This is a genomic window from Mesorhizobium sp. M1403 (assembly GCF_040317695.1).
Classification (GTDB): domain Bacteria; phylum Pseudomonadota; class Alphaproteobacteria; order Rhizobiales; family Rhizobiaceae; genus Mesorhizobium.
Window position 1 is genome coordinate 265813 of the sequence record NZ_JAMYKY010000002.1, and the last position, 19254, is coordinate 285066.

Annotated in this window: 21 protein-coding genes and 2 pseudogenes; 15 read left to right on the plus strand and 8 right to left on the minus strand. The window is 61.3% G+C overall.

Features of this window, described 5'->3' with window-relative positions:
* The first annotated feature begins 75 nt into the window (after nt 1-75).
* Nucleotides 76-336 (plus strand): hypothetical protein, encoded by a 261-nt coding sequence (locus NKH01_RS05955; RefSeq protein WP_353019467.1) that lies wholly within the window; start codon nt 76-78, stop codon nt 334-336.
* 2 nt (nt 337-338) lie between these two features.
* Nucleotides 339-599, plus strand: coding sequence for a hypothetical protein (locus NKH01_RS05960; protein ID WP_023677293.1), 261 nt, complete (start codon nt 339-341; stop codon nt 597-599).
* A gap of 9 nt (nt 600-608) precedes the next feature.
* On the opposite strand, the gene NKH01_RS05965 is transcribed toward NKH01_RS05960, so the two are convergent.
* The 5 genes and pseudogenes from NKH01_RS05965 to NKH01_RS05985 all read right to left on the minus strand — a co-directional run bounded on the left by NKH01_RS05965 (nt 609) and on the right by NKH01_RS05985 (nt 4946).
* Nucleotides 609-1313, minus strand: coding sequence for an SOS response-associated peptidase (locus tag NKH01_RS05965; RefSeq protein ID WP_353019825.1), 705 nt, complete (start codon nt 1311-1313; stop codon nt 609-611).
* Between the two features lie 690 nt (nt 1314-2003).
* Nucleotides 2004-2117 (minus strand): annotated as a pseudogene (locus NKH01_RS05970) (DUF3606 domain-containing protein); the annotation flags it as partial.
* 678 nt (nt 2118-2795) lie between these two features.
* Nucleotides 2796-3038 (minus strand): hypothetical protein, encoded by a 243-nt coding sequence (locus tag NKH01_RS05975; protein ID WP_353019470.1) that lies wholly within the window; start codon nt 3036-3038, stop codon nt 2796-2798.
* A 733-nt stretch (nt 3039-3771) separates the two neighbouring features.
* A complete protein-coding gene (locus tag NKH01_RS05980) occupies nt 3772-4257 on the minus strand; it encodes a YhjD/YihY/BrkB family envelope integrity protein (protein WP_353019473.1) in 486 nt (161 codons plus the stop codon).
* A gap of 263 nt (nt 4258-4520) precedes the next feature.
* A complete protein-coding gene (locus NKH01_RS05985; protein WP_353019475.1) occupies nt 4521-4946 on the minus strand; it encodes a YidB family protein in 426 nt (141 codons plus the stop codon).
* Between the two features lie 1101 nt (nt 4947-6047).
* Between NKH01_RS05985 and NKH01_RS05990 the strand changes: the two genes are divergently transcribed.
* Nucleotides 6048-6347: a DUF1236 domain-containing protein gene (locus tag NKH01_RS05990; protein ID WP_353019477.1), complete on the plus strand. Its 300-nt coding sequence runs from the start codon at nt 6048-6050 to the stop codon at nt 6345-6347.
* A gap of 231 nt (nt 6348-6578) precedes the next feature.
* On the opposite strand, the gene NKH01_RS05995 is transcribed toward NKH01_RS05990, so the two are convergent.
* Complete coding sequence (locus NKH01_RS05995; RefSeq protein WP_353019478.1) at nt 6579-6968, minus strand: VOC family protein; 390 nt, start codon at nt 6966-6968, stop codon at nt 6579-6581.
* Nucleotides 6969-7023: 55 nt separating this feature from the next.
* Here NKH01_RS05995 and NKH01_RS06000 point away from each other — a divergent pair, with 55 nt between their 5' ends.
* From NKH01_RS06000 to NKH01_RS06015, 4 genes are all read left to right on the plus strand, one after another.
* Nucleotides 7024-7338, plus strand: a complete 315-nt coding sequence (locus NKH01_RS06000; RefSeq protein ID WP_353019479.1) for a hypothetical protein — start codon at nt 7024-7026, stop codon at nt 7336-7338.
* A 133-nt stretch (nt 7339-7471) separates the two neighbouring features.
* A complete protein-coding gene (locus NKH01_RS06005) occupies nt 7472-7711 on the plus strand; it encodes a hypothetical protein (protein WP_353019482.1) in 240 nt (79 codons plus the stop codon).
* Nucleotides 7698-7823 carry a hypothetical protein gene (locus tag NKH01_RS06010; RefSeq protein WP_353019484.1) on the plus strand — a complete coding sequence of 42 codons (126 nt, stop codon included), beginning with the start codon at nt 7698-7700 and terminating at the stop codon, nt 7821-7823. The genes NKH01_RS06005 and NKH01_RS06010 overlap by 14 nt, the downstream gene beginning before the upstream one ends.
* The gene (locus tag NKH01_RS06015) at nt 7823-8017 is read left to right on the plus strand and encodes a ribbon-helix-helix domain-containing protein (protein WP_353019486.1); all 195 of its coding nucleotides are present in this window, start codon (nt 7823-7825) and stop codon (nt 8015-8017) included. Before NKH01_RS06010 ends, NKH01_RS06015 begins: the two co-directional genes overlap by 1 nt.
* A 168-nt stretch (nt 8018-8185) precedes the next feature.
* Here NKH01_RS06015 and NKH01_RS06020 read toward each other — a convergent pair whose 3' ends face one another.
* On the minus strand, nt 8186-8866 hold the full coding sequence (locus tag NKH01_RS06020; protein WP_292654482.1) for a GntR family transcriptional regulator: 681 nt from the start codon (nt 8864-8866) through the stop codon (nt 8186-8188).
* Nucleotides 8867-9095: 229 nt separating this feature from the next.
* Here NKH01_RS06020 and NKH01_RS06025 point away from each other — a divergent pair, with 229 nt between their 5' ends.
* The 8 genes and pseudogenes from NKH01_RS06025 to NKH01_RS06060 form a co-directional block, all read left to right on the plus strand.
* Nucleotides 9096-10223: a sugar ABC transporter substrate-binding protein gene (locus tag NKH01_RS06025; RefSeq protein WP_353019488.1), complete on the plus strand. Its 1128-nt coding sequence runs from the start codon at nt 9096-9098 to the stop codon at nt 10221-10223.
* A 73-nt stretch (nt 10224-10296) separates the two neighbouring features.
* Nucleotides 10297-11835, plus strand: a complete 1539-nt coding sequence (locus tag NKH01_RS06030) for a sugar ABC transporter ATP-binding protein (RefSeq protein ID WP_502912602.1) — start codon at nt 10297-10299, stop codon at nt 11833-11835.
* Nucleotides 11832-13904 carry an ABC transporter permease subunit gene (locus NKH01_RS06035; protein ID WP_353019490.1) on the plus strand — a complete coding sequence of 691 codons (2073 nt, stop codon included), beginning with the start codon at nt 11832-11834 and terminating at the stop codon, nt 13902-13904. Before NKH01_RS06030 ends, NKH01_RS06035 begins: the two co-directional genes overlap by 4 nt.
* Nucleotides 13905-13917: 13 nt before the next feature.
* Nucleotides 13918-14724, plus strand: coding sequence for an SDR family oxidoreductase (locus tag NKH01_RS06040; RefSeq protein ID WP_353019492.1), 807 nt, complete (start codon nt 13918-13920; stop codon nt 14722-14724).
* A gap of 10 nt (nt 14725-14734) precedes the next feature.
* On the plus strand, nt 14735-15682 hold the full coding sequence (locus tag NKH01_RS06045) for a 3-hydroxyacyl-CoA dehydrogenase (protein WP_352846283.1): 948 nt from the start codon (nt 14735-14737) through the stop codon (nt 15680-15682).
* A complete protein-coding gene (gene kce / locus NKH01_RS06050; protein ID WP_352885141.1) occupies nt 15679-16641 on the plus strand; it encodes a 3,5-dioxohexanoate:acetyl-CoA acetone transferase in 963 nt (320 codons plus the stop codon). Before NKH01_RS06045 ends, kce begins: the two co-directional genes overlap by 4 nt.
* A 35-nt stretch (nt 16642-16676) precedes the next feature.
* Entirely contained in the window at nt 16677-17555 is an 879-nt protein-coding gene (locus NKH01_RS06055; protein ID WP_353019496.1) for an SMP-30/gluconolactonase/LRE family protein, read from the plus strand.
* 304 nt (nt 17556-17859) lie between these two features.
* Nucleotides 17860-18470: pseudogene (locus NKH01_RS06060) on the plus strand (DUF6088 family protein); the annotation flags it as partial.
* 40 nt (nt 18471-18510) lie between these two features.
* On the opposite strand, the gene NKH01_RS06065 reads toward NKH01_RS06060, so the two are convergent.
* Nucleotides 18511-19191 (minus strand): hypothetical protein, encoded by a 681-nt coding sequence (locus tag NKH01_RS06065; RefSeq protein WP_353019498.1) that lies wholly within the window; start codon nt 19189-19191, stop codon nt 18511-18513.
* Nucleotides 19192-19254 lie beyond the last annotated feature (63 nt).

Below are 19254 nucleotides of genomic sequence, written 5' to 3' on the forward strand. Positions count from 1 at the left end.
GCGAATTGACTCGGCGAGGAATAGGTTCCTATTTTGACGGCGTGTGGGCGGGTGCTTGCAGCCAAGGAGAGCCGCATGGGCAGACGAAGAAGCAGGTATGACAGACTGTTTGCTCGGGACGCTGAGGAGATCATAAAGGAGGCACTAAGCCTCCGCCGCGTGGTGCTTTCCGCGCAACTCAACCTGAAAGCAAACGGCCCGCTGTTTTGGCAACTTTGTGGGCTGGTCGACAAACTACACGAGGTGCTGGCCAGCATCGCGGAGAAGGAGCCCGATTATCGGATGGCGGAGCTTGGCCTGCTTCCCCTCCCGGAGGACTACTCCACGCGGAAATGACCATGGCCGGGCCGATGGACAGCGTTGGGCGTGCCGCCAAGGCCAACATGCTGCTTATCGTGGAGTGCGGCCACTGCTACCACGTCGGGCGCTTCAGGGCCAACGATGTCGCGCAGGTGGTGGGCTGGAACAAGCCGCTGGAAGCGATCAGGTTCAGGTGCAAGCGATGCAGCCGCAAGGACACGACGGTGAAGACGCAGTTCATCGACCAGGATCATCCGCCCAAGGGCTACATCTGGGTGCTGCAGAAATTCAAGCGCTAAAACCAAGCGCTAAAACAATGAGCCTTGCGCCGGCGCCTGCTGCGGAAACTTGATCTGTGTCGCCGGCTTGTCGACGATCACCAGCGTGTCGTCGGGCGCGGGGCGCTGCAGGTGCCTTGCCTCCGACCACGGCGCCGTGAGCCAGGTCTCGGTTTCTTTCGGCGTGGTCAGGATCACTGGCATTGCCTTCTCGTGGATCGGCGCGATCAGCGCGTTGGGCCTGGTCGTCATGAAGCCATAGACCTGGTGATCGGCGGGGCCGTCCTTGACCTTGCGAATGCCCTGCCAGCGCGTCCACAGGCCGGCAAAGAAGAACAGTGGGCGGTCCTCGCCGAGTGCAAACCAGTAGTTGCGCTGGATGCCGGTCTCGGGGTCCTTGTCGCCGGGCGTCGGGCTGGGCTCGGCGAAGCTGGTGACGGGCACCACGCAGCGGTTCTCGATGCCGAGATATTGCTGCCAATGGCCGTATTGCGGATTGCGGATATTGGTGGTGCCGTAGTCGGCCTTGCCCTTCACCCGCTCCAGTGGCGTCGGCATGCCCCACAGCAGATTGGCCAATTCGCGTTCGCCGTCCGGCGCGTTGCGCACCACCGGGCCTGGCTGGTTGGGATAGACGTCGATGGAGGGTTCGAGATTGCCGAGGATATCGCGCAAGGCGCGGGTCCACTGGCGAATGGCCTCCTGGCTGGTCGTGATGTTGTAGAGATTGCACATGGCCTGGAATGTGCCCCAATCGCTGCTGTGTCGCAACGTCCACAGGGCAATAGGCATGGCTTACAAGTCCCCTGAAATGGCCTAGCAGAAGTTTAGCAAGACTTGCTTTGGTGAAGCTCACACCAGCGGGCCCCTCCTAGCAGCGTTAGAATGCATCCGAGCGGTGTTGGCTGTGGCGACCTCCGACGAGAGCCGGCTCCGCCCGGCCTGATCTCTGCGCAAGAATATCGCGTATCTAAGGTGCGCGAAAAACCTTGCCACCTGAGCGCCGGCAGGAATTGTCGCGCATCTGTAATGCGCGATAATTCCATGCCGCACCTTGTCGGACAGCAGTTCACCGCCGGGTCAGTATCGGGAATGCCTTCGCTTGCTCGGAATCAGGAATCCGCCCTTTAGCAGCTCCAAGGCGTCGAGTGCCTCTTCCCCCTGCAAATTTGTCAGAGCTACCCCGTCTGTGAAGACAACCTCGTCGTCATCTATATCATAGACCTCCCAAAACCCGTTCGTGACTCTTCGGAGGGCGTGACGAGGTTCCATCAGCAGATGCTAATTGAGTCGCGCGAAATGGAGGAACAAATTTGAGAACGGGCGAAATTTGCAGTGGAAAAGTTGGACGCGCCGCGCAAGCTTGCCCTCGGAAGTCAACGTGCCATCTGGATCAGCTTACCCGCAGCGCCTTCGCAGCTTCCCTCAGTGGGCCCGGTCATTGCCGTGGGTCCTGATGAGCTGCCGAACCTGGTCTGGCGTCAGGCCATTCTGCTCGGCGAAATATTCCACCCCATAGACTTCGTACACCGATACGAGGTTGTGATCTCGGAGATATCCAGCTTGCTGTAGTCGTCAGCCATCCTGGTGCTCCCTTTGGATCAATAGCGACGCTGGAGCCGGGAAATCACCTTCCGTTCCACCGCTAGCCGCCCTGAAGAAGGAGCCCGGGGTCAAACCTGGTGTGAGAAGGCTGCGTGTCAAGGATCCTCGTGGCGATCACAGCCACATTCGCCGTGGGTCGGTTCAGGATTTCGGGGCGGACGAGTGATCCAGAGCTTACCCGCTTTCGATCTGAAGCGTGCACAAACAAGGGTCCGCGTGCCAAATCCAGCAATGGCCTGCGGACCCTAATCAGCACATGAGGGCTGTCCTGCGCCGATCTCTCCCGGAGATGACGCCAGCAACCAAGTGAAGCCGCGGTTGTAACTCAATCAGGGCACCGGTCAGCCGTTCCACGTTCTCAATGGTGGCTTTTGGCAGCTCGTGGATGGGCGAGGCGCATAGGGCCCAAACACGGCCTCTACGCTCGGCAAAACGCTGCGTCTGCTAGAGGAACGGTGCGGCCCGGCACCCACTCGGCGGGGCCGTCAGCAAGATGCCGGGCCTGACCGGCGGGGTTAGAGGGGCAGCGCCGGCTATAGAAATATGAGCTCATGCTAATGGAAGCGAAGCATGCGAATGAAGGACGCAAAGGCCAGTCATTGACGAATAGGCCTAGCCTGTCTTGTCGTGTAGGTGCGTTCTGCGCTGCTGGGGACGGTATTTCTCCATCAGGCGGACATTGTCCACATCAACTGTCACCAGCGGTCCAAGATCGATCGTCACTTTCTCCTCATCGATCCGGGCAACCTCTCCTCTAAGCTCGATTTGCTGGCCTCGCTTTACCTTCGAGTTGCTGTCCCTGATGGAATGCGGGAATTTATAGCCCGGGATAGAGACGCTTACGCGATCCTCCATAACCCGACGCCGAACTGTAGCGGTTATTGCAACCTCATCTCCAATGCTGATCCGCGCCATGGAATGAGGGTGGAGCAGCCTTGGAGGTGGTCAAGATGTTGCTAATATACGCCACGACAAGCGCTTCATGAACGAACTCGTATGGAACCGCTACCTGCTACCGCCCGCTGCTGTCAAAATGACAAAGCACAAAAGCGGGATCCGCACGATGGACGGGCGCCAAAACAACACTTTTGAACTGTGCTGTCTCCTGGCCGTTCCGCTGTCACTGCTCCTTACGGTCCTATCGGCGGGATTCGTCTTGAGCTGACCACGACCAGACGTAAGTCCACTGCATCGCGTATCATCAGTATCGCTCGCCCGACGATCCTCGGGAATAGAGCGTCTTTCCGGCGCACATCATGGCGCGACCCGTCCGTGCGTCAACTTTGGACGTTTCTCACTGAGTCATCTTGCCGGCGGCAATCCAGCCGCGGTGGCGAGCGCACGATCTCTCAGCTCGTGCTTTCGCGGATGCCCGACCAATCCCTTGTGCAGTTCGAAGATTGCCAGCTTCTGCGGATAAGTGAGCGGCACCTTGGCTTTGCACCCGTCGCATATGAAGTGCGCGATCGTTCTTATCGCAGAGCCCTTCCTTACCATCGGATGCGAGCAATTCGGACAGTCGAACGTGAGCGCAACATCAGACAAATCCTGGGCCAAAACCATTTCCACCTCCTGAGTGAGCCTGTGGCTACACGCCAGCGAGTCTTGCTAGGCAACTCAGATGCCAATCCGATTGTGCCAAATCGGGAAATAGCCGCCTCACAACGCCGCGAGCTTGGGCACCCGCGGGAGCGAAGCTATCGGTCGGGACGTTAGGCTTTGGCCCGACAGGGTGCCCGGGCCGGCTTACATGACACTCGATTTGAGCCGAGCTGCGCGTGCGTTCGAGGAGGCGATTGCCGATATCCGCTCCAATATCGTCTTGCGCCGGGTCGTGGAGCGCCTGGGGCGAGCCGACATTAAGGGCGAGCGCGCCAGTGTTCTGAGCAGCCAATGAGTTAAGTTGCGATCTGGTAAGATCTAAACCGCCCGAAGGCAGTATGCCGCCAAGGAACGAAATGTGCTCGGCGATGGTCTGAGGATCGGCGACGAAGCCGTAGATGGACACGAAGGTGGCAAGCGCTGGAAACAGGGCAAGAAGCAGGTAGAACGTGGCTCCGGCCGCGATCAGCATGACACGGTCCTCTGTTACCTCAGCGAACACCCGCCACAGCACATCCCTCCAGCCGCGGCCGGAAATCCGCGATGGCCGTCCGGCATTGCGTCCGCGGTCCTCCTGTCCAGCCCGCCGCTCCAGTTGCACTTGGTTTCGTCGGAATCCTCGGCCCGTTCGCGATGGGCCGCTACTTAACGACCACATTCGCAACCGTTTCCGAACCGCCTGGTTGCGAGCGAAAGCGACCCGGGACAACCGTACCTGTCGCTGGCGAGGTGGCGCTAAGTACTACCAGTCCTTGGGACCTCGTCCAGGAGATTTGGACCTTTGCTCGCTGGCAACTGGCCGTCGGGAGTGAGCTTGTCCACTGCGTCGGGGAGTTCTCTTGTGAGCCGGTCGAGAAGCTCTTCATGGGACAATCCGGTTTGTTCGGCCAGATCGTCCAACGTTTGCGGGTCGATTGCTTTCTCAACCTGTTCGCGCTGAACGGGTCGGTTGGATCCTTTTCCTACCCAAGAATCTACCTGATCGCTCGCACCCGCATGTCTGAGACGGTCCAGGATATCGCCGAGGCCGCCGGGGGAGCCAGCGGTAGCGTTGGGATCTGTCGATTTCCTGCCAGCGATCAACTCGCCGATCTTGTCCCTGTTCTTGTAGGCAAGCAGGCCAAGCAACGCTATGGCGACCTTTCCTATGTCAAGGCTCATTTCGCATCTCCTTCAATAAGAAGGCAAAAGTCATGCGCTTTTGAAAGGTTCCACGGTTCGGGTCTCCCACCGGAATTCCGGGCTAGCTCCGAACCTGTTGTATATTAGCATCTGCGGAACTTTCGGCCCTTTCGCGTGTTGGTGCTTTGTACTCCGGCCAGACAGCAAATCGTGATTAGCTGTCGGTCGCACTTGGCCCGTCGGCTTCGGTCGGCGGGCTTTTGTTGTTTTGGGTGGAACAACCGCCTGTGACGATGGTTCGATCAGTAGCACTATTCGCCCAGATCAGGCCCCGCATAGGAGAGCGCCACTTGGCCACCGAGAAGCAAAGACACGATAGAGAGCAGCGCACGTCAGACGCCGCACGGGCGCTGATCGACGGCGAGCGCACGGCACGAGACGCAAAGTCCGCTCGCCTCCGGGAGCAGCGGCTGAGGGCTGGAACCACTCACCCCGTGGAACCACGCGATGGAGCAGCTTCGCAGTGAAATTGCGTTGTTGGGGGATCCAGGATTTGGGTCGCGATGGCCGCAGTTCTGGTTCCCTGCGGAATCGGCGCTGCCAATGCCTCCGGGGTGGCTAGTCCCCCGGCTCTGCAGTAGCCTTATTCCGTGGGCGCGTTGCAGCTCATGCGCCTTACTTCTAGCAATGGTCTGCGAGCGCCTGGCAAGCCCAACCCCCAAAGTCCTAAGCGAGGTGCATTCAGTGCTTGATCAGCCCCGCCGCGCCAACAGGCGTCGGGTTTCGCGTTTCTTCGTGGCGAAACGCTTCGCTGCTAGGCTTCGCCGACGATCCGGGGCGGTCGGGGAACTAAGGGTCCGCCTGCCAAATCCATCAATGGCCGGCGGACCCTAACCAGCGCATGAAGGGACTGTTCTTGCGCCGATTTCTCCTCCCGGAGATGACGCTACCAACTACAAAGTGGCTGCGGCTGTTCCCGCCGCGTCCTGTGCACCGGACCATTGCGCTGGCAGGCCAGACTCAAGTCTTACGGTTTAGTGGTTTAAGCCCCGTCGAGGAACGTTCGTTGGTTGGCTCGTGTTGAGGTGAGCTTGGCGCGATGAAGCTGCGTCCCGGCACAATCTCAACAAGGAGACGGCTATGAGAATGCATCTTTCCACCGCAGCCGCGGGATTTCTGTTGTTGGCCGGCGTTGGTGCCGCTGCCTCCCAGGATGTGATCATCGAACCGCAGCAGGAAACCGTCATCAAGGAATACGTGAAGAAGCAGCCGCTCGCTTCGGTGAAAATTCCTGGAGTGGAGCTCAACATCGGCTCGCCTCTGCCGGATACAGTCGAGCTTCATGAAGTGCCGAACGTCAAATACCGCTACGTGGTGGTCGACAACCGGACCGTTCTGGTGGATCCGAGCACGCGCAAGATCATCAAGGTCTACGACTGATCTGATCTTGGGAGCGCTGGCCCGGATTGCGGTAATAATCGTATAGTCCGGGTCAGCCGCTCGACAGTTTCGATTATCGCCTTTGCAAACGCCTCGCCCTCATGCACCCCGTGGGTCGATAGACCAAGTGAACGCATCCTCGCTCGGCAGAACGTCACCTGGACAGGTGAGTTCGATGGCTCGTCGCACGAGCTGGCCGCCGTGCTGCCACCGGATCGATTGTTGAAGAGATCAGGTGTTTTCGTCAATTTGTGCCAGACCGACAAGGTTACCCTCCGGATCTCGGAACTGACCAATCGTTAGCGGGGTGCCGGGCGAGCGTTCCGGCCCAAGAACTCGTGACCCGCCCAACTGCTCTGCTTTGGCCAGGTATGTCTCGATATCGGTCACGCTGACGTAAATGATGGTGTGTGGATCAAAATTCCTCCCGCCTCCAACACCCCCTGCCACCGGTTGAGCCCCGGTCGGTGGGGCGAGGAAGCCATAGTCGCCTGCGTCGGAAACAAGCGGCGACACCGCTCCGCCCACCTCGAATTCCCATCCGAAGAGTTGCGCGTAAAAGCGCCGCAGATTCACTGGATTGCGCCCTATTATTTCAAAGTGGATGATTGGTCTGGCCATAATGTCCAACCTGTTTAGGCGCTCGTAAAACAGCTACCGCTCGGCAAAGCGGCTGATGCTGCGGCTCGGCGTGGTGAGACACCTGTCCGATGTCGTGCGCGTCGAAATTCTGCCAGCACACCGGCCAATGGATGAAATGCTTGGGTTGTCAGTCCTGACCCGCTTCACGTGGCCCCATCTGGCGCCCGTCTGGCAATCGTCAAGGCCGGCCTATGCGCATCGTCGCGCGAGCACTTGGCGTTTCCTTCTGCGTCACGTTGTCGGCCGCGATCCGCCGCCTGAGCTGGTGCGAGCTTGCCCGGCGAAAATTGAGCGCCGCGCCGGCGAACGATTGATGACATGGGATGGTTGCCCGAACGGTGAGCTTTAGATTGTTGCCCAGGACTTTCGCGGCGTCGTCCCACTGAGGTTTGCACCCGACGCGTGCTATATGAGCGGTGGTCAAAGCATTTGGCCCCGCGGGCATCCAGCGGGATTTGTTCGTGACCTAGGAGACACTCGGCATGAGTAACGTCGTAACGCTTCATGGTGACACGCGCTGGAAGGCGGTTCTAGTCTACGCCCACCAGAACGGCCCCATTGCGATCGAGCATTTTCTGGAAGAGAGTTCCGAGCTTCATAACGTCATTGAACACGGCCCGGACTGGAATACCTTGATCACGTGCACGGTGACAATCAACCGCACGGACGGTGGTGAGGAACAGAACAGCCAGGAAAAGGAGGCGGGCCATGAACATCGGTGAAATCGCGAACCGTCTTATCCGGGCTGCCGAGATCGAGCGCGCCAGCCATGTGCGTGTAGAGCCGGCCGCGCTTGGTAGTCAGCAACTCGCGAGGCATATCATTGGAGTGTGATGCGAGCCCTTATCGACTTGAACGATGCCCAGGTTGAAGCCCTCGACAGTCTTGCCAAACGGGCGCGCCAATCCCGTGCGGCCCTGATCCGGGCGGCCTTAGACGATTATCTCGACCGCCATCATCGCGGACAGGTCGAGGATGGCTTCGGCCTGTGGGGTAAGCGCAAGGTTGCGACCGGCGGGTCGAGCTGACAGCGGAGCTCGGCGCGGACGAGGTCGCCGCGCTCCAAGCCTCTGAAATGGAGCCGGAGTCTATACCTTCCTGATCTCAGGGAAGCAGACGGGCGGGCGCTACATGCATATGGACATATTCGTGCCTAGCGGCGGCTCGCCGCCGTACCGGCGCGACTTCGAGGAATGTTACTTCAGCAGTTTGATCAGCACTGTGAAAGCCGCGTCGATGTCGGCGCGAACCGCCGCCCGAACCGCTTCCGCATTGCGGTCTCGCAAAGCCGCAAACATCTGCTGATGGTGCTGGTTGGCGGTCGAATAGTTTCCAGAATCGTGCAGCATGTTGAAATAGGGGCTGATCTGCAGCCACAGGTTCTCGATGATGCTGAGCATGTTTTCCGAGCCCGCGGCCCGGTAGATGGAAAAGTGAAAGGCGTAATTGGCCCTGAGATAGGATTTGACGTCGCCAGCGGCATTGGCCTGCTCGAGTGCCTCCAGATGCTGGCCCAGCAGCATCACGCCGTGATCGTCAATGCGTTCTGCGGCCCATGCGGCGGCGATCGCCTCGATTTCGAACCTGACGTTCCTGAGATCGATAAGCCGCGCACGACTTAATGCCGGGATACCGATCGAACGGCCCGAAACCACCATCAAGGCGTTGGCCGCGCTCAGACGCCTCAGAGCCTCGCGAACCGGCATCGGGCTGACGCCGAAAGCGTCTGCGAGGCTCTGCACCGTCACCATTTCACCTGGAACGATGCTGCCGTCGAGGATCAACTCGGTAACGTGCCGGTAAACCCTGTCTTGCAGGGTTTCCCTGGACAGCGGCGTGATCTCGACGCCCGGCTTCCTGAATGCCGCCCCAGCCATTTGTGCCAACCTTCCCCCATTCGGCGACGCTCTTGTCATACCCGGCGCCTGTGTCCGGATGCAAGGTTCGGATTGCCGCGTCAAGCGCCCCGTTTCCGTCTTTTGCCTCTTAGCCATTTCATCATTGATCTTTGATCAAATCATGATACGGTCAGCCGCATCGAATGACAAGGCGTGCGTTTCGTACCCTTGGGAGGCATTCGGTCGTCTGAACTGGGAGGAGTTTCGAATGGGTATCGGATCGAAAGCCCGGCGGCTTGCGCTGCTTGCCGGCATGGTTGTTTGCGTTTGTGGTACGTCCGCCGCCGAAGCGGCCGGAAAGCACAAGATATTTCTCAGCATGAGCTTCATCGGCAATGATTGGCAGGCCGAGGCCGCCAACATGGTCAAGGCGATGGCGTCGCACAAGAGCATGGCCGACAAGGTGGACCTCCAAGTCCAGGTGGCGGGGCCGAACGCACAGCGCCAGATCCAGCAGATCAATGCCATGGTCCAGGCCGGCGCCGAAGCCATCGTGATCTTCCCGATCTCGCCGACAGCGCTCAACCAGGTGGTGAAGAACGCCTGCGATAAGGGCGTGAAGGTGTTTGCCTATGATGCCGAGATCACGGAGCCCTGCGCTTACAATGTCCATATCGACCAGGAAGAGGCTGGCCGCGTAACGGCGGAGTGGCTGGTCAAGAAGCTCAATGGCAAGGGCAACATCATCGCGGTGACCGGCGTTCCCGGCACCTCGGTCGATGATCTGCGCACCAAGGCCGCGAAGGAGGTGTTTGCCAAGCATCCCGACATCAAGATCGTCGGCGAAGCTGTCGGCATGTGGAGCCAGGCGGTGGCCCGTACCGAACTTTCCAAGATATTGGCGACGCGCAGATGGGACGACATCAACGGGCTATGGATGCAGGTCGGCTGCTTCACCGCCAATTCCATGCAGCTCGAGGCCGGCAAGAAGACCAGCGAACTCCTGCCTTGCGCCGGCGAGGGTTCCAATGGCGGGCGTATCCAGATGCTGCCGGAGGGCACGGAGGTCGAGGGCGCCACGTCTCCCTATGCGCCGCTCGGCGCCTCGCGCATTTCCTACGCCTCGCCGCCTTATTCCGGGGCACTCGCTCTCAAGCTTGCCGTCGAGGCGCTTGAAGGCAAGGACGTTGCCAAGAAAACGATCCTGCCGCTGCCTGTCGTCACCAACGAGACGATAAAGCTTTGTGACGAAGGCACCTGGGCGGAGATGAAGGCTGGTTGCAACGCGTTCAAACCATCGCTGGTCTCGAACCCAGGCTGGTTCGCCTCGATCTTCTCCGATCAGACACCGGAAATCGGTCTCGCGGCCGCCCTTGTAGGCCAGCCCGAGGAGTAGGCCCTCCAAAGTGGGCGTGGGGTGCTTTCGAGGCACTCCACGCACGCACCTTCATGCAGGCGGGACTGGGATCATGATGTCTGCGCATTCGACAGCTGTCGGCATAGAGGGCGTCCGCAAGGCGTTTGGCGCAACAGTCGCCCTCGACGACGTATCCTTTGAGATCGCTTCGGGCAGCGTGCATGCCTTGCTTGGCGAGAACGGTGCGGGCAAGTCCACGCTCGTCAAGCTGCTGTCAGGACTGGTCCGGCCCGACGCCGGGCAAATCACAGTGTTTGGCGAACCGGCGCCACTCGGTTCGCCTCGCGCCGCGCACGCCAAAGGTGTGCAGACAGCCTTTCAGGAAATGACCCTGGTACGCGATCTCAGCGTTCTCGATAACATGTTGCTGCCTTACGCGCCCGTTGGCCCGATCGGCCTGATCAGGCGGTTAAACGCGCGCAAGGCAGTCCGCAAGCACATCTCCGATCTGGGATTTAGGGTCGATCTCGATGCCGAGGTAGCGACGCTCGATCTCGCCGTCCGCCAGAAGATCGAAATCGCACGCGCGCTCTATCGCAAGCCGCGCATCCTTCTGCTCGACGAGCCGACTTCGACGCTGTCGGGTGGCGATGTCGAGTGGCTGGGCGCCATCATCGCGCAGTTGAAAGCGGCCGGCACCACGGTCGTGTTCATCACCCATCGCATGCGCGAGGTGCGGGCTTTCTGCGACACGCTGACCATTCTCAGGAACGGCCGCCACATCGTTACCGCGCCGATTGCGGACGTTTCGGATGGTGAGGTGATCGAAAAGATCATCGGCCGCAGCATCGCCCAGACCTTCCCGCCGAAGCCAGAAAGCGAGGCCGCCTTCGGTCCGCCGGTGCTCGGCGTGCGCGATCTCAAAGCCGGGAGGAAGCTCGACGGCGTCGGTTTCGACCTGCGCAAGGGCGAGATCCTCGGCATTGCCGGATTGCAGGGCATGGGTCAGCTCGACCTGTTCCTCGCCTGTTTCGGCATGGCCGAGATCGAGCGCGGCCATATCCTGGTCGACGGCCGCAAAGTATGGCTCGGCTCGCCCGCCGATGCGCTCAAGCCCAATATGGCAATCGGGCTGGTGCCGGAGGACCGCAAGACCGAGGGCCTGTTCCTGAAGCTCTCGGGCCGGCAGAATGCATCGCTGCCGGTCGTCGCGCGCTTCACCCGGTTTGGCCTGATTGGAACAGACGAGGAGTCAAAGGCCGTACAGTCCGCCTTCTCGACCGTGGAGGTCGACCGCAGTGCCTTGTGGACGAGGGCAGGGGCCTTCTCGGGCGGCAACCAGCAAAAGATAGCCATTGCCAAATGGCTCGTCGCCGAAAGCCGGATCCTGCTGCTTTTCGATCCGACCCGGGGCATTGACGTGGGCACCAAGCACGAGCTCTACGTGATGATGCGCGACTATGTGGCGGCCGGCGGCTCGATCCTCCTGCATTCAACCGAAATTCCCGAGCTGGTCCATCAATGCGACCGGGTGCTCGTTCTCTATGATGGCCATCTGGTGGCGGAGCTTGCCGGCGGCGAGATTACTGAAGGCGCGATCATGCGGCCGGCGCTTGGCCACGGCGACGTGGTTCGGGAGGCGGCGGAATGAGTGTGACGAGCTTGGCCGCCGCGGCACCGGCCGCGACATTGTCGCGGCTCCTCGCGCGGCATCGCGGCGCCATCATCGCGGCGATCGTCTTTGCGGCGCTCCTGCTGATCGTCGATCTGGTCAGTGCCGGGCGGCTCACCTATTTCGACATTTCGTTCCTGTCGAGCGGCGGCGCCACTTCGGCACTGGCGGCGATCGGCCAGACCCTGGTCATCCTGTCGGGCGGTTTCGACCTGTCCGCGGGGGCGGTGATCTCGCTGGTCAATGTCGTCCTGGCAAACGGCATGGATCCGATGGCGACCAGCACGAGTGTCGCGCTGTGGACTTTGGCCGGAATTGGGGTCGGCATGCTGGTCGGCGCTTTCAACGGCTTTTTCATTGCCGTCCTGCGCATGCAGCCTATCGTGGTCACGCTGTCGACCATGTTCATTCTGCAGGGGGTAACGCTGCTGGTCATGGACAAGCCGGGCGGCTTCGTCTCGCCCGATCTTGGCGCCTTCTATCTCGGTGATGCTATCGCCGGCTGGATACCGATGCCGCTGGTGGTCATCGGCGTCGTCCTGCTCGGCTGGTTCTGGCTCAAAGGCACACGCTTCGGGACGGCGCTTTATGCGGTCGGCAGCGATCCGGATGCCGCCGCCGCGGTCGGTGTGCGCGTCGTTCTCGTACGCTTCCTGGTCTATGTCATTGCCGGCGGCTGCTATGGGCTTGCCGGCGTTTTCATCAGCGCTCAGACCGGCAGCGGCGATCCGCTGGTCGGCAACCCGTTGTTGCTGTCGATGTTCGCGGCGGTCGTGGTCGGCGGTACAAGGCTGGGCGGCGGTCAAGGCGGGCCGGTGGGCACTGTCTTCGGCGCCTACATCCTCATGATGGTCGTCAATATCCTGCTCGTGCTCAACGTCTCGGCCTACTATTCGACGATCGCCGAAGGCACGATCCTGATCCTTGCCGTGCTTGCCGGCTCGCTGTCGCATGGCTCCGTGCTTGCCCGCCAACTGCGTGCGCTGCGTGCTCGCCTGGCCGCGTGGCGCGCCGGAATGCTGCCCTCGCAGATCGATCGCACCGACCGGCGGCTGAGAATCATGCGGGGCAGCGCCGGCGAGCAGCAGGCGCCGCAGCCTGCCTTCCATGTCCGTAATGCCGAGACGCTGCGCTATGCGCTCCCGGCCTATGTCTGTCTTGTCATCGTCGTCATCGTCACCCAGATCTGGCTCGGACGCGCCATCGTCAATTTTGGCTACTGGAATTCGCTGTTCGTGCTGTCGAGCTTTCTCGCCATCCTGGCGCTTGGGCAAGGCAGCGTGATCCTCACCGGTGGGCTCGACCTGTCGGTACCGTGGACGATCGGCCTCTCAGGAATCCTGCTTGCCGGCATGGTCAATGGGTCGGATGCTGCACTTGCCTATGCGCTGCCGGCGGTGCTCGTCGTCGCTTGCCTGATCGGTCTCGCCAACGGCATCGGCATCGTCTTTCTCGGCATCTCGCCGATCGTTATGACGCTGGCCACCAACGGCATTCTGCAAGGTTTCGCTTTGCTCTACTCCCAAGGCACGCCGGCCGGCTTCTCCTCGCCGATGCTGCGCTGGTTCATGACCGGCAAGGTATTCGCCATCACGCCGGTGGTGCTGTTCATAATCGCCTTCGTCGTCTTTGCCGTGCTGCTGCTTGGCCGCACCGCTTTCGGCCGCCGCATCTACGGCATCGGCAACAGCCTGCGCGCAGCCCAGCTCTCCGGCATCGCGGTGGGTCGCACGCTCATCCTCGTCTATGTGCTGTCGGCGGTCTGCGCGGCGATCGTCGGCATCATGCTGACCGGCTTTTCCGGCCAGGCCAGCCTGGGCATGGGCGACGATTATCTGCTGCCCTCCATCGCCGTCGTCGTGGTCGGCGGTGCGCTAATCACCGGCGGGCGCGGCCACTATCTCGGCATGCTGGGTGGGGTGCTGCTCCTGACCGCGTTGCAGATGCTGCTCGCTGGCACGACGCTGCCTTACGCGACGCGGGCAATCCTGTTTGGGCTGGTGGTGCTCGGTGCCGTCATGGCGCTGCGCGAAAGGCGAATTCAGTGAAAGGAATGGAACAATGAGCTCAAGCGCACCCGCATCGGCGGACGAATTCCTGACCGGGCTCAAAGGCCAGCGTGTGCTGGTCACGGCGGGCGCTGGCGGCATCGGCTTTGCCATTGCCGAGACACTGTCGCGGCTCGGCGCGCGTGTCGTGATCTGCGACATTTCCGACGAGGCGCTGGCCGCTGCTCCAGAGAGAATTACGCTCGCCGCCGCAGTCAAGGCCGACGTTTCGCGCGACGACGATGTCGACCGGCTGTTCGAGACGGTCGAGGAGAAGCTCGGCGGGCTCGACGCCCTGATCAACAATGCCGGCATTGCCGGGCCGACCGGCGGCGTCGACGAGATCGATCCGGCAGACTGGCGGCGTTGCATAGATATCTGCCTGACCGGCCAGTTCCTGTGCGCGCGGCGTGCCGTGCCGCTGATCAAGGCGGCGGGCGGCGGCTCGATCGTCTCAATGTCTTCGGCCGCCGGCCGCCATGGCTACGCATTCCGCACCCCCTATTCGGCTGCCAAGTTCGGCGTTGTCGGCCTGACCCAGAGCCTCGCCAAGGAACTCGGACCGCATGGGATCAGGGTCAATGCCATCTTGCCCGGTATCATCGAAGGGCCGCGCATCGACAAGGTCATTGCCGACCGGGCAAAGCAGCTCGGCGTGTCAAACGAGGAGATGACACAACGCTATCTGCAGAACATCTCGCTGCGCCGCATGACCAGCCCATACGATGTCGCCGCAATGGTGGCCTTCCTGCTTTCCGATGCGGGCGTCAACATTTCCGGCCAGTCGCTTGGCGTCGACGGCAATGTCGAGACACTGTGAGGGGGCGATCATGGCGAAGGTAGCAATTGTCGGAAGCGGCTTCATCGGGCGAGCGTGGGCGATCAGCTTCGCTCGTGCGGGCCATGATGTGCGCATGTGGGACCAGGCGGCGGCCGCGACCAGCGGCGCGCGCGACTATATCGCCGGCGTGCTCGGCGACCTCGCCGCAAACGATTTGCTGCGGGGACAGGCGGTGGATGCCGTGCTTGGCCGCATCACCATTGTGGCGGAGCTTGGAGAAGCCTTGGCCGATGCCGTCCACGTCCAGGAGAACACACCCGAAAACCTGGAGGTGAAGCGTGACGTATTCTCCCGGATCGACGCCCTTGCCGGTCCGCAGGCGGTGATCGCCAGTTCCACCTCGGCGCTGTTGCCGTCGAAATTCACCGATCATCTGCAGGCGCGGCATCGCTGCCTCGTCGTACATCCAATCAATCCGCCCTATCTCATCCCGGCAGCGGAAGTCGTGCCGGCGCCATGGACCTCCGCCGAAACGGTGGAAAGGACCCGCGCCTTTCTTGTCGAAGCGGGCCACGCGCCGCTGGTGATGAAGCGCGAACTCGACGGCTTCATCATGAATCGCTTGCAGGGCGCGCTGTTGGAGGAGGCGTTCCGGCTCGTCGCCGACGGCTATGCCAGCGTCGAGGACGTCGACACGGGCTTGCGCGAGGGGCTGGCGCTGCGCTGGTCGTTCATGGGTCCGTTCGAAACGATCGACCTCAACGCGCCTGGTGGTGTGCGCGACTATGTAGAACGCTACCAGACGATCTATTCCAAAATCTTCCCGCAGATGCTGCGTCGGGTCGACTGGGCCGGCGAGGTCATGGAGACGGTCGAGGCCGAGCGCCGCAAGCGCCTGCCGCGGGAAGAACTCGGCGAACGGCAGGTCTGGCGCGATCGTCGGCTGATGGCGCTGGCGGCGCACAAGAAAAAATCGGATCGGGAGTTTGGACGATGATGGAAACAAGCCGCAAGCCCGGCGCTCAGCAGCCCAAGGGCAAGGTCATCATCACCTGTGCGGTGACGGGGGCAATCCATACGCCGACCATGTCGCCTTATCTGCCGGTCACGCCAGACCAGATCGCCTCTGAGGCGATTGCGGCGGCCGAGGCTGGTGCGGCAATCCTGCATCTGCATGCTCGCGACCCTGAGACCGGCAAGCCCGACCAGACGCCGGAGGCGTTCGCGCGTTTCCTGCCGCGCGTCAAGCAAGGCACCAATGCCGCCATCAACATCACCACCGGCGGCAGTCCTTATATGAAGGTGGAGGAGCGTGTGCGCCCCGCCGCCCAGTTCAAGCCGGAAGTCGCCTCGCTCAACATGGGGTCGATCAATTTCGGGCTCTATCACCTCGTAGACAAATACGAAACGTTCAAGTTCGACTGGGAAAGGCCGCACCTGGAAGCGACGCGTGACCTGGTCTTCCGCAACTCGTTCAAGGACATCGAGTACATACTGGAGACCTGTTACGACAACGGCACGCGCTTCGAGTTCGAGTGCTACGACATCGCCCATCTCTATAACCTCTCCCATTTCGCCGATCGCGGGCTGGTGAAACCGCCGTTCTTCGTACAGTCCGTGTTCGGCCTGCTCGGCGGCATCGGTACGCACCCGGAAGACGTCGCCCATATGAAGCGCACCGCCGATCGCCTGTTCGGCGATCAATACCGCTGGTCGGTGCTGGGTGCCGGCGCCAGCCAGCTGCGCATTGCCGCGCAATCGGCAGCGCTTGGCGGCAATATTCGCGTTGGGCTCGAAGACAGTCTGTGGGCCGGCAAGGGCAAGCTTGCCAAATCGAACGCCGAGCAGGTGGTGCTTGCCCGTAAGATTATCGAAGGCCTCGGCATGGAAGTGGCGACGCCCGACGAGGCTCGCGAAATCCTGTCATTGAAGGGCGGCGACCAGGTCGCGTTCTGACCGGTTTCTGCAAGGTTCGAACAGAGGAGGACGGCATGAAGATCGAGGTCGTGGTGGACGTGAAAACCACGCTGGGCGAGGGACCGCTGTGGGACGTTGAACAGGAGCGCCTCTACTGGATCGACAGTTTCGATGGGCGCGTGTTTCGGGCGACCGCCGACGGCCGCGAGATCCGTTGCTGGGACGTGCCGATGAAGATCGGCTCGATGGCGTTGCGCAAGGACGGCGGTGGCGCGGTGGTGTCGCTGCAGCGCGGCTTCCATCTGCTTGATTTCGCCACCGGCGAGGTGACGCCGATCCACGATCCGGAGCCGGACCGGCCGATGAACCGGCTCAATGACGGCAAGGTCGATCGGCGCGGCCGCTTCTTCTCGGGCTCAATGGACACGATGGAAGAGGGACCCTCCGGAGGGCTCTACCGGCTCGATCCCGATTTCTCCGTGACCAGGATAGATTCCGGCATCATCTGCTCGAACGGCCCGTGCTGGAGTCCAGACGACCGCACCTTCTATTTCGCCGACACCTGGACCGGCGAGATCTGGGCCTACGACTATGATATCGAAACCGGTGCCGCCACCAACCGGCGCACTTTCACCCGCGTCGATACCAGCCGGGGAGGGGCGGCCGACGGCTCAACTGTCGATGCCGAGGGCTTCCTCTGGAACGCGCTGGTCTATGACGGCAGGCTGGTGCGTTACGCGCCCGACGGCAGCGTCGACCGCATCATCGACATGCCCGTCAAGAAGATCACCAGCGTCATGTTCGGCGGGCCGAAGCTCGATACCCTGTACGTCACGTCGATGGCCAAGCCGCCGCTGCCGCGCTTTCCGGGCGACGGAGTTTTACGCGGCAGCCTTTTTGCCATCACCGGCCTCGGCGTAACGGGAGTTCCGGAGCCAAGATTTGCTGCGTGAAGCTCGGCATCGAGCCGTCACTTTGTGGCGGTCATCGTCTCGGCAGCTTTCCGCAGTACTCAGTCTGTAGCAGGCTGCCATCCGACGGGCGTGACCGGTGGCCGGCATGACCCTCGCGCCCGAATTCGTTTCAACAACAGGTTCTCACGGACAAGCCGTCTCCGAGTCCTCTGTCGCTGCGGCCCGCCAACTGAGTCCGCGGCGCTTGGTTGGGCTCTCGCACTCTGTTGAGAAACCTAGCAACCAGACAGCGATGCCTATTTTTTCGATGAATGTCAGTAAAAGATGCGTTATTTTCTGACGCATGAAGATGGTCGTTTCCTCAGTTCCTGATCGGATCTTGAGGCGCGCCCGCGGTAGTGGGCGCGGGAGCGTTTTCACGCCCAGCGATTTTCTTGATCTGGCGGGACGGTCAGCGATCGATCAGGCGCTCTCGCGCCTCGTCAAAAGAGATAGGTTGCGGCGTCTCGCCCGCGGACTTTACGATTTCCCGAAACTGCATCCAAAACTTGGGGCGCTTTCCCCGTCGCCCGATTATGTTGCCCAGGCGCTGGCCAGGGAGACGGGCTCTCATGTGCAGGTCGCCGGGACGCATGCGGCCAATGCGCTTGGTCTGACCAGCCAAGTTCCCGCCCGAACCTCATATCTCACGGATGGTCCATCCCGTCGCGTGGTGCTCGGAAAGCGTGTTATCGACCTGCGCCATGCGTCGCCCAAACACCCGATAGCACCGGGGAGTGCTGCGGGAACAGTCGTTCAGGCGTTGCGGCATCTCGGGCCATCACGGGCCGCCGATGTCGTTCAGATCGCGTCGCGCCAACTGTCCCTGAGTAACAAAAAGAGACTCGTCTCAACCGCCATACAGGCGCGGCTTGGATGCGTCCGATACTAAGCGCCATTGGCGACTCACCATCGGAGCGGCTCATGGATAGCTTCGTGCGCCAAGCCGCGTCGGTTAGCCATGTGGTGCGCGTGCTAACTCATCCACGGCAGCTGAAAGAACGCGTTCGGGGTCCGAGGCGAGCACATCTTGCGGACGTTTGCCGCCAAGGAAGCTATTGATCGATGCAAACCAATAGGCGAGCCCCCAGGCATCCTTTTTCCCGCGAAACACACTCAGAACCTTAGCGAGCCGTTTAGTGGGCCGATATCCAGCTGCAATATCCAGAGCGTAGCCGGGAAAATAGTCTACACCCCGATGCCGAACTGCGAAGATGCGGCCTTGTTTTTTCCACTTGTTGGGCTGCGCACGTGGGTTGCTCGTGCTGAACCCCGCCATTGTCGCGACTTGAGGAGCGGTCAGCCAACCGCCGCTTTCCAATACTTCTCTTCTCGCCTCGGCCGCCATCCGCGCTTGTATGAGCACGTGTTGCGGAGGGAGTACGTCAGGGACCAGGGCGTCGATTATCGTGCTTATGGCTTCGCGCTGGCGACTCATCAGGATCGTACGCACCAGAGGCGCAATGCTGACGAGCGTGTCCGCGAGGCCGCGCACAGCAGGTTCACTCCCATCCTCGACCGTTACTGCTATGACCAGCTCGGCAGTTAGGCGATCAAGTCGGTCACCAACCTCCTTCGGCCTTCCGGTGAGGACGCCAAATCCCGACAGTTCAATAGTCTCATGGGTAAGTGCCATGATCTCCCGCTCCTGGGGTGATGAGCATGGTTACATATGTAGCACAACAACCGGTATCACAGG